Origin of the sequence: Faecalibacterium sp. AF27-11BH (assembly GCF_003603005.1) — a bacterium.
Lineage (GTDB): Bacteria > Bacillota > Clostridia > Oscillospirales > Ruminococcaceae > Faecalibacterium > Faecalibacterium taiwanense.
Genome location: NZ_QVGS01000004.1, coordinates 23,064 through 36,232, shown reverse-complemented (window position 1 = coordinate 36,232; position 13,169 = coordinate 23,064). Strand labels below are relative to the sequence as shown.

The window sequence follows — 13,169 nt, the reverse complement described above, 5'->3', positions numbered from 1 at the left end:
CGGCGCGCGCGATTGATTTTCACAATTGACGGTTACAATAGGAGCAGTTCAAAGGAACAGGGCTCCTGTGGACGTATCCCTTACGGAAAGGAAGTATCAGCATGGACAATGAGAACAAATGGGAATATGATTATTCCTCTCAGGATAAAAACGAAAGCGGAGATACCGGTTATCCCAATGTGGGCAGCAGCGGCATGAACACCGCCAACCAGTACAACGACCCGCAGCCGGAACCGGAGACCGCTTACACCGCCCCGCAGACAGACAACGGCGCAGGCGGTGCAACGCCGCCGGTACATCCGGTACAGCCGCAGGACGCGCAGCCCCCTAAAAAGAAGAAAAAGTTCAATGGCAAGCGCGTTGCACGCAGCGCCGTGGCGCTGGTGCTGGCCGCAGCCATGGGCTTTGCGGGCGGCTTTGTGGGGGCAAAGTTTGGAGGCAGCGGCAAGGTGGTCATTCAGCAGGTGGCACCTTCCTCTACGGCCGACAGTGCATCCGGTTCGGATAGTTCCATCACCGCAGCGTCCAGCACCGGCACCGGCCTGAACACCGAGCAGGTGGCTGATCTGGTCAGCCCCAGCGTGGTGGTCATCACTACGGAGCAGGTGGTCTACTCTCAGTGGTCGTGGTACGGCCAGAATCAGGTGGAGAGCGGTGCCGGCAGCGGCGTGATCATCAGCTCGGACGGCTACATCCTCACCTGTGCACATGTGGTGGACGGCGCTTCCACCATCACCGTTACCATTGGTGACAAGGACTACACCGCCACCCTTGTGGGCGAAGATACCACCAGCGATATCGCGGTCATCAAGATCGATGCTGACGGCCTGACCCCCGCCACCGTGGGCAACAGCGACAGCCTGAAGGTGGGCCAGAGCGTGATGGCTGTGGGCAACCCGCTGGGTGAGCTGGGCGGCACCGTGACCGGCGGCATGATCAGCGCTTTGAACCGCAGCGTCACCATTCAGGGCAGCAGCTCTGTGAACACCATGTCCCTGATCCAGATGGATGCTTCGGTCAGCCCCGGCAACTCCGGCGGCGGCCTGTTCAATATGAACGGTGAGCTGGTCGGCATTGTGAACGCAAAATCCTCTTCCAGCGATGCAGAGGGTCTGGGCTTTGCCATCCCCATCAACGATGCCATCAAGGTGGCACAGGAACTGCTGGAGAACGGCTATGTGACCGGACGGCCTTATTTGGGCATCACCTATCTGGCCGTGACCGACGCACAGACTGCTGCTCAGCTGGGCGTGAATGCCTACGGCGTTTACGTTGTGGAGGTGGTCAAGGGCGGCCCTGCCGAAAAGGCAGGCCTGCAGGCCGGTGACCGCATCGTGAGCGTGGACGGCACCGAGATCGCCTCCAAGGACGACCTTGGCACCCTGATGCAGAAGCACGCAGCAGGCGATACGCTTTCCATCACCATTGCACGCGACGGCCAGATGCAGACGGTCAATGTGACACTGGGCGAAAAGACGGCTTCCAACAGCTGAGCAAAATAGAAAACAGGAGCGGATGAGAGTTTTCCATCCGCTCCTGTTTTTATATCTGTCCAAAGATGGTGGCACTGTAAGGCATCAGCACGGCCTCGTGCTCATACACTCTTGCCGGGCCGCGCCACAGGCTGGACGAGATGCCGTCGCTCAGCATCTGCCAGCGCCCAACCGGCAGCGGCACGGCTTTGCTGGTCTCGGTGGGGTTATAGAACACGCACAGCGCCTGCCATGCTGCGCCGTCGCCCCACTGGGCGGGCAGCTGCCAGCCCACCAGCGGCTGCTCCAGTGAGAAAAAATACAGGGCATCCGGCGCGTGGGGGTCGGTGCTGGAAAGCCGCGGAAACCTTGCCCGCAGCGCCAGCAGGCCGCGGTAGTAGTCCACCAGTGCATGATATTTTTCGGCCCGCTCCCAGTCCAGCCGGTTCAGCGCAGGCGAAGAGCGGTAGCTGTTGCCCTTCCCTTTTTTGGTGCGGGCAAACTCCTCGCCCGCCTGCAGGAAAGGCAGGCCGAAGCTGGTCAGGTAAATGCCCGCCGCCAGCCGGTTCTGGGCAAGGGCTGTGCCGTCTGCCGCCGTGAACTCCGGCTTTTCGTACCGCACCAGCAGCAGCTTGTCCCACAGGGTGAAGTTGTCGTGGGCGGAAACATAGCTCACGATCTGGCTGGGCGCGTGGGGCGGCAGACGGTCGCTGCGGCACCATGCCGCCACCGCGCCGCCGATGTCCCAGAAGCTGCCGGGCCTGCCCTCCACATAGCCCGGCTCCCGGGCGTTGAAGCAGCCGCCCTTGATGGTGTCGCGGGTGTCGTCGCAGAAGATGCCGATGCGCTCGTTCAGCATGGCCAGATTCGCCTTGTTGGCCTCGTACCGGTGCAGCTGGCTGCCGCCGCCCTGCCACGGCTCGCCGTACATCAGGATATCCCGCCCGTCGGGCAGCGTATCCAGCGCGGCGCGCACCGCATTGATGGTCTCCACGTCGTACAGACCCATCAGGTCGAACCGGAAGCCGTCGATGTGGTATTCCTGCGCCCAATAGAGGATGGAATCGATCATATACCGCCGGGCCATGGGCCGCTCGCTGGCAAATTCGTTGCCGCAGCCGCTGCCGTTGGAAAAGCTGCCGTCCTCGTTCTGGCGGAAAAAGTAGCAGGGCACGGTGTCGTTCAGCGGGTTCTCATTGCGGTACATGTGGTTATACACCACATCCATCACCACACCGATGCCCGCCGCGTGCAGGGCTGCGATCATTTCCCTGCACTCCCGGATGCGCACCTCGCCGCGGGTGGGGTCGGTGGAATAGCTGCCTTCGGGCACATTGTAGTTGGTGGGGTCATAGCCCCAGTTGTACTGCCGCAGCAGCGGCTTTGCCTCGTCCACGCTGCCAAAGTCGAAAATGGGCATCAGCTGCACATACTTCACGCCCAGCCGCTTTAAATAATTCAGGCAGGTGGGGTGGATGCCGTCCCCATGCAGGGTGGTGCCCTGCTGGGTAAAGGCCATGAACTTGCCCCGCCATGCCGGGCGCACGCCGCTGGCAGCGTCCTGCGAGAAGTCGCGCACGCTCACCTCCCACACCGCGCGCTGCTCCGGCGGGATGACCGGACGCACATCATGCTCCCACCCGGAAGGGGCGATGCGGGCAAGGTCTACGATCATGCTGCGGGTGCCGTTCACGCCTGCCGCCCGGGCATAGGGGTCGCCGGTCTGGCGCGAAATGCCATCCACCGTGACCGTATAGGTGTAGTATCGTCCGTGCTGGTCGCCGGGCAGATAGATGCTCCACACCCCCTGCTGCCCCCGCTCCAGCGGCAGAGTGCCTATGGGCTCACCGCCGCTGCCTTTGCGGTAAAGGCTGACCTCCACCCTCTGCGCCGTGGGTGCCCACAGGCGCAGATGGGTGCCGGAAACAGCATATTCCTGCCCCAGCGGGCCGGTGTAGGTGGTTTGAAGGTCAAAGGAGATGCTCTCGTACAGCGTTTTCAGTTCGGCGGGCGTTTTGACGGTCATAGTTTCTTCATTCCTTCTTGCAGATTTCCTATCAGATATAAGTGTAAACACCGGCGGTCTTTTTTGCAAGAGGGAATTGCAAAACCTGTCCGGGTACACTATACTGGAAGAAAACGACAAAAACGGAGGGCAAACCATGGCATATACCGACGATTGGGAAAACCTTATGAACGGTGTGTTCGGCGCAGGGGGAAAGCCGCGCTTTGGCGGAACGGCCCAGCCGGAAAGCAAAACGCCAAAGGCCAAAGCGCCCGCAGTGCCGGACCTGAACGCTGCTCTGCTGGAAAACCAGAAGCAGTTGGATGCCCTGCTCAAAAAACAGAACGCCCAGCTGAAAACGCAGGACACTGCGGTGCAGTCTGCTCTGGAGGACAGCCGCCAGATGCTGCGGGATATGGAAGCGGACGGCCTGCTTGCCAAGGGCACTGCCGATGTGACCGCAGAGCACCTTGGCAGCTTTGAGGGCCTTGCCGCCGAGGTGAAAAAGACCGTCCTCGGGCAAGATGCCTTTGTGGACAGCGTGGTGCGCGCCATGCGCCGGCCCTTTGTGCTGGGCACCGAGCGCCCGGCAGCACGCAATGTGATCCTGCTGTGCGGCGGAGCCGGTACGGGGCGGCACTTTGCGCTGGCAGAGACCGCCCGCATCATGGCGGCGCGGGGCCTTTTGCAGAGCGACAAAACTGCGGTGGTGGACCTTGCCCTCTACCCCAATTCCGGTGCGGAAAAGCTGTTTTTGCAGGATCTGTATGCGGCCCTGCACGCCCCCGGGGAGATCGTGATCTTTGAGCATTACGAGAGCTGCCATCCCGGCTTTCTGAAAACGCTGTCCGATCTGGCCGTCAAGGGCAGTGCGCCGCTTTCCAGCCGGTATCTGGTGAACAAGGAGGGCATCCTTGTGGATGCAGGCACGGCGCTGGCACCGGGTGCTGTGAACAGCATCACGCCCTGCGGCAAGTACCTCATCTTCTTTTCCCGCAAGGGCCGGGACGCGCTGGCAGATAAGTTCGGTGCGCCCTTTGTGGCGGCGGTGGGCGATGTGTGCGCCACCAGCGCCTTTGCCCGCGAGGACCTTGCAGCGCTGGCGGCGCAGCAGCTGAATGCGCTGGCCCAGAAGGTGAGCGCACGCCTTGGGCTGACCCTCTCTGCCGGGGCCGATGTGCGGGACTATGTAGCCGCCCAGTGCTCTAAGGAAAAGGGTGCGGCGGGCCTTGCGGAATGCTGCGATAAAATGTTCCGTGCCCTGAGTGAATACTGCCTGCAGACTGATGCAAAGCTTACCGGCACCGTCACCCTGACCGCAAAGCCGGAGGGCGTATGGTTTTGCCTGAACGACCAGCCCGAGCAGGAGCTGTCTGCCCTGCTGCCTGCCGAGTACACGGGCGCTGTAGATGAAATCCGCGCCGAACTCAACGGCCTTGTGGGCCTTGGGGCGGTCAAGGAGTATGTGTTCGGTCTGGCGGATAACCTGCAGGTGCAGCAGCGCCGCGCGGCGGCAGGCTTCAAGACTGTCAGCCTTTCCATGCACATGATCTTCACCGGCAACCCGGGCACCGGAAAGACCACCATTGCCCGGCTGGTGGCAAAGTACCTCAAGGCCATCGGCGCGCTGAAGGGCGGCCAGCTGGTGGAAGTGACCCGCGCCGACCTTGTGGGCCGCTACACCGGCCACACCGCCCCGCTGACCAATAGCGTCATCGAGAGTGCCCTCGGCGGTGTGCTGTTTATCGATGAAGCCTACAGCCTCTACCGCGGCGAGCAGGACAGCTTTGGTCTCGAAGCCATCGACACCCTTGTGAAGGGCATGGAGGATCACCGGGACGAGCTGGTGGTCGTTCTGGCGGGCTACACCCGGGAGATGGAGGTGTTCCTTACCGCCAACAGCGGTCTTGCCAGCCGCTTCCCCAACAAGATCGAGTTCCCGGACTACACGGCAGACGAGCTGCTGGACATCACCAACGTGCTGGCAAAGGGCAAGGGCTACCGCCTTGCCGAGGGCTGTACCTTCCCGCTTTTGGGCTACTACAAGCGCCGTCAGGCGCTGGACAGCCGCACCGCCGGCAACGGCCGTCTTGCCCGCAACACGCTGGAAAAGGCCATCTTCCACCAGAGCCGCCGCCTTGTGGCAGAACCTGCCGCCGAGCTGGACCTGATTTTGCCCAGCGATCTGGAATTTGAGGAGTGAGAGATTCAGAATGGCCTCCGCTTCGCTCTGGCCATGCTCAGCGGAAGAATTATTTATAGGAACAGCAAACCCCGGCAGGCTGCGGCCTGCCGGGGTTTGCATTTTTCACGGATGGAGTCGTACCGGAAAGCAGCATCTGGCGCTCTGGCTCCACAGGGCAGGACGGTGCCGTGAAATTATTTCCTGCCGGAAACGCTGCATCTCCCGGTCCGGGCCTTCCCTGTGAAAAAAGGTTCCGGAAAAATCCGCAGATTTTTCCGGAACCTGATTATAAATATCATTTCATCTGATGATGGCCAGAGCGAAGCGGAGGCCATTTTAATCGTGCTGCTTCGCAAGGGCCTGCACCATATCGTGTATCCCCTTGCGCACCTCGGCGGGAGCCGTTACTTCCACCTTGCCGCCAAAGCCGCACACCCAGCCGTAGAACTGGGGGCTGACGCATACCGGAACATCAAAGTGAAAATATGCACCGTCTTCCTCCGGCACGAACAGCGGCGTTCTGCCAAAGCGGTCGCGCATGGCGCTTTCCAGGTCGGCGGTGCAGCGCAGGGTGACCTGGTGCTCCGGCCCGCCGAACATGTTGAAGTGCTTGCGCAGATAGGCGGGCAGGTCGAACTGGCGGAACTCGGCCTTGCCCCGGCGGGCATCGCCCAGCACCGTCACGGAAGACATGCGGTCCACGCGGTAGTTGCGGATGCCCGCAGGCTCTTTCTCGTCCTGATAAGCGATAAGGTAGTAGCAGCCGTTTTCCCATGCCAGCTGCCACGGGCTGACGGTGCGGGTGCCGCTGTCCTTGTAGCGGAACCGCACCATTCTGCCCGCATTGATGGCGCTGTGCAGCGCATCGATGCTGTAAAGCAGGGTGTGGCTGTCGCTTTTGGGGCGGCCATCCACGTACACCTGACGCTGCAGCTGGGTGCCCTCGTAGTCGGAGCAGAGGGCTTCCAGTTTATGGATGAGTTTACTGCTGGTGCGTGCCGACACAACCTTGCTGGCCTGTACGGCATCCACCAGCAGCTTCAGCTCAGAAAGCTCAAAGGTGCGGCTGGCCAGCCAGTAGCCGCCGCCGCGCCCGCGCCGCAGCTGGATGTCATACCCCAGACTGCGCAGGGTGTCGATATCGCTGTAGATGCTTTTGCGCTCGGCAAGAATGTCCTGCTGTTCCAGCAGCTCTACCAGCTGCGGTACATTGAGCAGGTGTTCTTCGTCGGTCTTTTGTTCCAGAATACGCAAAAGGGTCAAAAGCTTGGATTTCTGGCCTTCCTGCTTGGGCATGGGAGCACCTCCGGTTTATTCGGGCAGTTTTTTGTCGAACGCCGCGCGGCGCTGGGTGGAAAGACGGAACATCTCTTCCAGCCTGTTCCGGTCGTCGGCCACAAGGGCAGCGCGCATCTGCTGCAGCGCAGCATCGAACTGGTCGATCTCGCTGATGAGGTTTTCCTTATTCCACAAAAACAGCTCTGCCCACATTTTATCGTTGATGCGTGCAATGCGGGTCAGGTCACGGAAGGAGTCGCCGGTGTACTCGCACAGCGAAGAGTTATCGTTGGCGCACATCAGGCTCACGGCGATGGCGTGGCACAGCTGGCTCACATAGCCGATCATCTTGTCGTGTTCCTGCACCGTCAGGGTGCAGATGTGGTGGAAGCCCAGCACTTCGGCCAGGTCCTTTGCCCACTGAATGGCTTCGGGCGTGTTCTTTTCCGTGGGGGTGATGATGAAGTTGGCCGGGGCAAAGTTCACCTCGGCGGCGTGCTCCACGCTGGAAGTCTCACGGCCTGCCATCGGGTGGCTGGCAATGAACTCCACGCCCGCCGGGCACATGGCCTGCACCGGCTCCACAAGGCCGGTCTTTACGCCGGAAACATCGGTAAAGATGCAGCCGGGCTTGAGCAGATGGCCGTAGGTGCGGAACCACTCGATGAGGGCCGTGGGGTACAGACCAAAGATGATGTGGTCGGCGCTGCTCACAAGGTCCTCAAAATCGTGGGTCTTGCCACTGGCGATATAGCCGTGCTCTAGCGCGTACTGCAAATGCCCCTCGCTGCGGTTGATGCCGTCCACATGGAAACCGGCTTTCGTCAGTTCCAGCGCGTATTTGCCGCCCAGCAGGCCAAGGCCCACCACGAGATAACGTTTTGTTTTATCAAGCATATTCCACCTCCGCGCCCAAGGGCTTGATGGCTTCAAAGAAATTCGGCCAGCTTTTTGTAATGGCTTCGGCATCGTCCACGGTCAGGGGGATGCCCGTACTCAGGGCCAGCACCGCAAGGCTCATGACCACACGGTGGTCATTGTGCCCATGCAGAACACCCGCCGGAGCGTGCAGCCTGTCCGCGCAGCCGTGCACCGTAATGGTGCCGCCCTCGCTTTCCAGCACGCCGCCGCAGGCACGCAGCTCGGCCTCCATGGCAGCGATGCGGTCACTCTCCTTCAGGCGTAAACGCTCTGCGTTGCGGATGACTGTAGTGCCTTCGCACAGCAGGCCCAGCACCATGAGCACAGGGCCAAGGTCCGGGCAGTCCGCAAGGTCGATGTCCACCTCGTGCAGGGGGGCCTTTTCAAAAGAGATGCCCTCTGCCGTGCGGGTAAACACCGCGCCGCAGCGGCGCAGGATATCCAGAATGGCGGCATCGCCCTGCAGCGTTTCCGGGGCAAGGCCGGTGATGGTCACGCCGCCGCACGCGGCCCCCAGCACCGCCGGGAACGCGGCCTGACTGTAATCGCCCTCCACGGTGTAATCGCAGGGGTGATAGTGCTGCCCGCCCGGGATGGCAAGAGTGTTTTCGTCCAGCCAATGGCTCTGCACACCGAAGGCTGCCTGCACAGAGCGGGTCATATCGATGTAGCTGCGGCTCTCCACCGGCGGGATGAGGTGCAGCGTGCTGTTGCCGGAAAGCAGCGGCAGAGCAAACAGCAGCCCACTGATGAACTGGCTGGATACATTGCCTGCAAGGCGGTATTCGCCGGGGGTCAGTGCCCCTTCCACGGTCAGCCCGGCAGCGCTCTGCTCAAACCGCAGGCCCTGCTCCCGGTACAGAGCGTCATACACCGACTGAGGCCGCTCCATCAGCCGCCCGCGGCCGGTGAAGGAAACTGCCTGTCCGGTCAGGCTGGCGATGGGGATGAGAAAGCGCAGGGTGCTGCCGCTCTCGCAGCAGTCCACCGGCGCGGCAAGGGGCACAAAATGCCCCAGCCCTTCCACCACAGCATCGTCTGCGCCGGTACGCACACGGGCACACAGCTGTGCCGCTGCGCCCAGCGTGGCAGAGATGTCCTTGCTGAATTCCAGATTGGTGATATGGCTGCGCCCTTCGGCCAGCGCGGCGCAGAGCACAGCACGGTGGGCCATGCTCTTGCTGGGCGGGGCAGTGATGGTGCCGGAAATTTTACTCGGGGATCGTGTTATTGTTACAAGCATAGATAAACCTTTAGGCGGCTCGCCCTCTCCGTCATCGCTTACGCGATGCCACCTCTCCCAAAGTGAGAGGCTTTGGCAGTACGGCAAAGTTTCCGGTTTTGCCAAGGGCTCCCCCTCTGGGGGAGCTGTCGAACGAATGTGAGACTGAGAGGGCGAGGACGTTTAGCTTTTACATATCGCGGCCAATGGCCCATGCCACCTGACGGCACTTTGCCATGGCCTGTGCGAAGGAATCCGGGGTCAGGCACTGTGCGCCGTCGCTCCATGCGTGCTGCGGGTCGTAGTGGACCTCCACTTCCAGACCATCGGCACCGGCGGCCACGGCAGCGATCATCATGGGCTCGACCAGATTGGCCTTGCCGGTGGCGTGGCTGGGGTCCACGATGATGGGCAGGTGGGTCTTTTCGTGGATGATGGGCACTGCAGAGAGATCGAGGGTGTTGCGGGTGTACTTCTCGAAGGTACGGATGCCGCGCTCGCACAGAATGACCTGCTCGTTGCCGCCGGCCATGATATACTCAGCGCTCATGATCCACTCCTCGATGGTGTTGCACAGGCCGCGCTTGAGCAGCACCGGCTTGTGCATCTTGCCCACGGCCTTGAGCAGCTGGAAGTTCTGCATGTTGCGGGCACCGATCTGTACCACGTCCACGTACTCCTCAAACTCGGGGATGCGGTCCTCGCTCATCAGCTCGGAGACGATGGGCATGCCGGTGGCCTCGCGGGCCTTTACCATATCCAGAATGCCCTCGGTCTCAAGGCCCTGGAAGGAGTAGGGAGAGGTGCGGGGCTTGTAGGCACCGCCGCGGAACAGGGTGGCACCGCCGGCCTTCACGCCCTGTGCAATGCGCAGAGCCTGCTCTGCGCCCTCGATGCTGCAGGGGCCTGCCATGACGGCGATCTTTTCCTTGCCGCCGATCTTCACGCCGCCGCAGTCGATCACGGAATCTGCCGGGTGGAACAGGCGGTTTGCACGCTTATAGGGCGCGGACACGCGGGTGACGTTGTCGATCCACGGGTTTGCCAGCACATCCCGCTCGTCGATCTTGGTGGTGTCGCCCACCAGGCCGAACACGTTGTAGTCCTTGCCGGTGATCAGGGTCACGTCCAGACCCTGCTTCTCGAATTTGTCAACGATCTTTTCCAGTTCGTCCTTCGGAGTCCCTTTTTTGGTGGAGATGATCATGGTGATAATTTCCTTTCGTTTTTACATCACGATATGCGCCTTGCTGGAGCCGTCGGTGCGCAGCAGCTGGGCCAGATAAATGCAGGCGTGCAGGTAGCCCTGCGGGCCTTCCCCGATGAAGTGGCCCTGACAGCCAAAGGACACCACGTCCGTCTTGCGGAAAGGCTCCCGCTCGTCCGGGGCGTGCAGCATCACTTCCACGGCGGGTACGCCGCACAGGCGCAGCGCATCCAGAATGGCCACGCTGTAGTGGGCGTAGGCACCAGGGTTCAGCACGATGCCGTCCACCCGGCCCGCTGCAGCCTGAATTTCGTCCACGAGGTCGCCCTCGTGGTTGGACTGGCAGCAGTCGGTCTCAATGCCCAGCTGTTCGCAGCCTGCCTGCACATAGTCCATGATGGCGTTATAATCCAGCTCACCGGGTACGCCCGGCTCCGACCAGCGCATGATGTTGAGGTTCGGGCCGTTAAGAATCAAAAATTTCATCCAGTGCCTCCATGGCGGCATGCAGGGCATCGTCCAGCGTGCCGTTGTTGGGAATGACGGCATCTGCCGCTGCCAGATACAGCGGACGGCGCTGTGCTTCCATCTGGCGCAGTGCGTCCATGCTGGAAGAAAGCGGCCTGCCGCCGCCCACGGCCAGCGCATCCACCGGCCGGTCGATGAACAGAATGACACCGTTCTGGTGCAGAGCGCGCAGATTCTCCGGCTTTTTTACAATGCCGCCGCCGCAGGAAATGAGCTGTCGGCCCTCTTTGCCAAAGCGCTGTGTTTCGGCAGTTTCCTTTGTGCGGAAGCCGTCCTCGCCCTCGGCTGCAAAGATATCCGGGATGCTGCGGCCGTCGGTCTTTACGATCTCCTCATCCAGATCCACAAAGGTACGGCCAAGGCTCTTTGCCAGCATCCTGCCGAGGGTGGTCTTGCCGGAAGAGGGCATCCCGATCAGGGCAATGTTCAGCATATCCCGGCGCAGTGCGGCGGTGATGCGCCGAATTTCAACCGGCGCATCCTCGAACTTGCGGTCCAGAAAATATTCTGCGGCGTACACCGCCTGCGCCACCAGCATTTCAAGGCCGCCCACAGCCACCGGCACGCCCGCTTCCTCGGCGCGGAGGATGAGCTCGGTCTTGTCGGGGTTGTACACCACATCCACCACAGCTTCAAGGCCCGGCATGGCGGCAACGTCCAGATTGCACACCCCCACATTCGGGTACATGCCCGCCGGGGTGGTGTTGACCACGATCTGTGCCCCGCTGGAAACGGCCTCGGCATAGCTCAGCTCGCCCTTTTCCGGGTCGGGGTGGCGGCTGACGGTGAGCACCTTTGCCGCGCCCTTGTCCCGGGCCACAGCGCTGGTGGTGTTGTGGGTGCCGCCGGTGCCCAGAATGACCACGGTCTTGCCTGCAAAGCTCACGCCGTGGGCGTCGCACAGGTGGGCAAAGCCCATATAATCGGTGTTATAGCCGTAGAGCAGGCCGTTTTTGTTCACCACCGTGTTCACCGCTCCAATGGCCTTAGCCCGCGGGTCGATGTAGGAACAGTATTCCATCACCAGCTTCTTATAGGGGATGGTGACATTGATGGCCTTGAACTGCCGCTTTGCCAGAAAGGCCCGGGCCTCTTCCTCGGTGGGCAGAGGGCACAGGTCGTAGTGGTAGCCGCAGAGCATCTCGTGGATGATCTTGGAGTAGGAGTGGCCGAGTTTTGCGCCGATGAGTCCGTATTCCATTTTACTCGTCCTCCTTCCGGAAGCTGGTGGGGTGGGTCATCCAGGCCTCGCCGTAGCGTGCCGTGAGCAGATCGCCCACAGCCAGTGCGGCGGCGCAGGTCTGCACGATGGCGGCTCTGGGCACGATGCAGGGGTCGTGACGGCCCTGAATGGACAGCTGTGCGTCCTTTTTGGCAAGATAGTCTACTGTATCCTGCTGCTTGTAGATGCTGGGTGTGGGTTTGACCACGGTGCGGAACACCACCGGCATCCCGTTGGCGATGCCGCCGTTGATGCCCGCATTGTGGTTGGTGGCGGTCACCACCGCACCCTCCGGTGTCATGCGGAAGGCGTCGTTTGCTTCGGAGCCGCGCATCCCGGCAAAGCCGAAGCCGGTGCCGAACTCGATGCCCTTGACGGCGGGGACGGAGAACACCAGATGTGCGATCTCGCTTTCCACGCTGTCAAAATAGGGCTCACCGATGCCTGCCGGCAGGCCGAGGACGGCGGTTTCCAGCATCCCGCCCACGCTGTCGCCCTCCGCACCGGCGGCACGGATGGCGGCTTTCATGGGTTCTTCTACGGTTTCATCCAGCACCGCAAAGCCCTCGGGCTTGCTGGCAAGGGCTTCCACCTGGGCAGAGAGCTGTGCGGCATCATCCTGTGCAAAGCGGGTGTCCGCAATGCCAGCGCACTCTGCGATATGGGTGGTGATGTCGATGCCCGCACGGTGCAGTGCGCTCAGCACAATGGCACCGCCCGCCACAAGGGCGGCCGTCACCCGACCGGAGAAGTGCCCGCCGCCGCGCGCATCCTGAAAGCCGTGGTACTTGGCGTAGGCGGTGTAGTCTGCATGGCCGGGGCGCAGAAGGTCTGCGGTCTTGGCGTAATCGCCGCTGCGGGTGTTGGTATTTTCGATCATCAGGGCAATGGCGGTGCCGGTGGTGCGGCCGTTCACCACGCCGGACAGCAGCTGCACGGTATCTGCCTCCACCCGGGGAGTGGACAGGCCGTCGCCCCGGGCACGGCGCTTGTCCATGCAGGCGGCAAGAAATGCCTCGTCCACCGGCAGGCCTGCGGCCATGCCGTCCAGCACCGCGCCGATGGCGCGGCCGTGGCTCTCGCCGAAAATGGTCAGCGAAAGGTCGCTGCCGAATGTATTTTTCATGGC

10 protein-coding genes are annotated in these 13,169 nt (G+C 61.9%); 2 read left to right on the top strand and 8 right to left on the bottom strand.

Features of this window, described 5'->3' with window-relative positions; translation table 11 throughout:
• Window positions 1-101: 101 nt before the first annotated feature.
• Window positions 102-1,493: a trypsin-like peptidase domain-containing protein gene (locus DWY76_RS05730; RefSeq protein ID WP_120080328.1), complete on the top strand. Its 1,392-nt coding sequence runs from the start codon at window positions 102-104 to the stop codon at window positions 1,491-1,493.
• A 49-nt stretch (window positions 1,494-1,542) separates the two neighbouring features.
• Here the strand turns inward: DWY76_RS05730 and pulA are convergent, their stop codons facing one another.
• Entirely contained in the window at window positions 1,543-3,498 is a 1,956-nt protein-coding gene (gene pulA, locus DWY76_RS05725) for a type I pullulanase (RefSeq protein ID WP_120080326.1), read from the bottom strand.
• 136 nt (window positions 3,499-3,634) lie between these two features.
• Here pulA and DWY76_RS05720 point away from each other — a divergent pair, with 136 nt between their 5' ends.
• The gene (locus DWY76_RS05720) at window positions 3,635-5,680 is read left to right on the top strand and encodes an AAA family ATPase (protein ID WP_120080324.1); all 2,046 of its coding nucleotides are present in this window, start codon (window positions 3,635-3,637) and stop codon (window positions 5,678-5,680) included.
• A gap of 318 nt (window positions 5,681-5,998) precedes the next feature.
• On the opposite strand, the gene DWY76_RS05715 is transcribed toward DWY76_RS05720, so the two are convergent.
• From DWY76_RS05715 to aroC, 7 genes are all read right to left on the bottom strand, one after another.
• The gene (locus tag DWY76_RS05715; RefSeq protein WP_120080322.1) at window positions 5,999-6,958 is read right to left on the bottom strand and encodes a WYL domain-containing transcriptional regulator; all 960 of its coding nucleotides are present in this window, start codon (window positions 6,956-6,958) and stop codon (window positions 5,999-6,001) included.
• 15 nt (window positions 6,959-6,973) lie between these two features.
• On the bottom strand, window positions 6,974-7,837 hold the full coding sequence (locus tag DWY76_RS05710) for a prephenate dehydrogenase (RefSeq protein WP_120080320.1): 864 nt from the start codon (window positions 7,835-7,837) through the stop codon (window positions 6,974-6,976).
• Complete coding sequence (aroA, locus tag DWY76_RS05705; RefSeq protein WP_120080318.1) at window positions 7,830-9,104, bottom strand: 3-phosphoshikimate 1-carboxyvinyltransferase; 1,275 nt, start codon at window positions 9,102-9,104, stop codon at window positions 7,830-7,832. The genes DWY76_RS05710 and aroA overlap by 8 nt, the downstream gene beginning before the upstream one ends.
• 169 nt (window positions 9,105-9,273) lie before the next feature.
• Complete coding sequence (aroF, locus tag DWY76_RS05700) at window positions 9,274-10,290, bottom strand: 3-deoxy-7-phosphoheptulonate synthase (RefSeq protein WP_097781196.1); 1,017 nt, start codon at window positions 10,288-10,290, stop codon at window positions 9,274-9,276.
• A gap of 21 nt (window positions 10,291-10,311) precedes the next feature.
• Window positions 10,312-10,776, bottom strand: a complete 465-nt coding sequence (locus DWY76_RS05695; RefSeq protein ID WP_097774636.1) for a type II 3-dehydroquinate dehydratase — start codon at window positions 10,774-10,776, stop codon at window positions 10,312-10,314.
• Window positions 10,757-12,019, bottom strand: coding sequence for a shikimate kinase (locus DWY76_RS05690; RefSeq protein ID WP_120080316.1), 1,263 nt, complete (start codon window positions 12,017-12,019; stop codon window positions 10,757-10,759). Before DWY76_RS05690 ends, DWY76_RS05695 begins: the two co-directional genes overlap by 20 nt.
• 1 nt (window position 12,020) lies before the next feature.
• Window positions 12,021-13,166: a chorismate synthase gene (aroC, locus tag DWY76_RS05685; protein WP_120080314.1), complete on the bottom strand. Its 1,146-nt coding sequence runs from the start codon at window positions 13,164-13,166 to the stop codon at window positions 12,021-12,023.
• Window positions 13,167-13,169 lie beyond the last annotated feature (3 nt).

Coding starts and splice junctions, on each gene's coding strand:
- DWY76_RS05690 (WP_120080316.1), bottom strand. CDS start 12,019: ATGGAATACGGACTCATCGGCGCAAAACTCGGCCACTCCTACTCCAAG.
- DWY76_RS05720 (WP_120080324.1), top strand. CDS start 3,635: ATGGCATATACCGACGATTGGGAAAACCTTATGAACGGTGTGTTCGGC.
- aroA (WP_120080318.1), bottom strand. CDS start 9,104: ATGCTTGTAACAATAACACGATCCCCGAGTAAAATTTCCGGCACCATC.
- aroC (WP_120080314.1), bottom strand. CDS start 13,166: ATGAAAAATACATTCGGCAGCGACCTTTCGCTGACCATTTTCGGCGAG.
- DWY76_RS05715 (WP_120080322.1), bottom strand. CDS start 6,958: ATGCCCAAGCAGGAAGGCCAGAAATCCAAGCTTTTGACCCTTTTGCGT.
- pulA (WP_120080326.1), bottom strand. CDS start 3,498: ATGACCGTCAAAACGCCCGCCGAACTGAAAACGCTGTACGAGAGCATC.
- DWY76_RS05710 (WP_120080320.1), bottom strand. CDS start 7,837: ATGCTTGATAAAACAAAACGTTATCTCGTGGTGGGCCTTGGCCTGCTG.
- DWY76_RS05730 (WP_120080328.1), top strand. CDS start 102: ATGGACAATGAGAACAAATGGGAATATGATTATTCCTCTCAGGATAAA.
- aroF (WP_097781196.1), bottom strand. CDS start 10,290: ATGATCATCTCCACCAAAAAAGGGACTCCGAAGGACGAACTGGAAAAG.
- DWY76_RS05695 (WP_097774636.1), bottom strand. CDS start 10,776: ATGAAATTTTTGATTCTTAACGGCCCGAACCTCAACATCATGCGCTGG.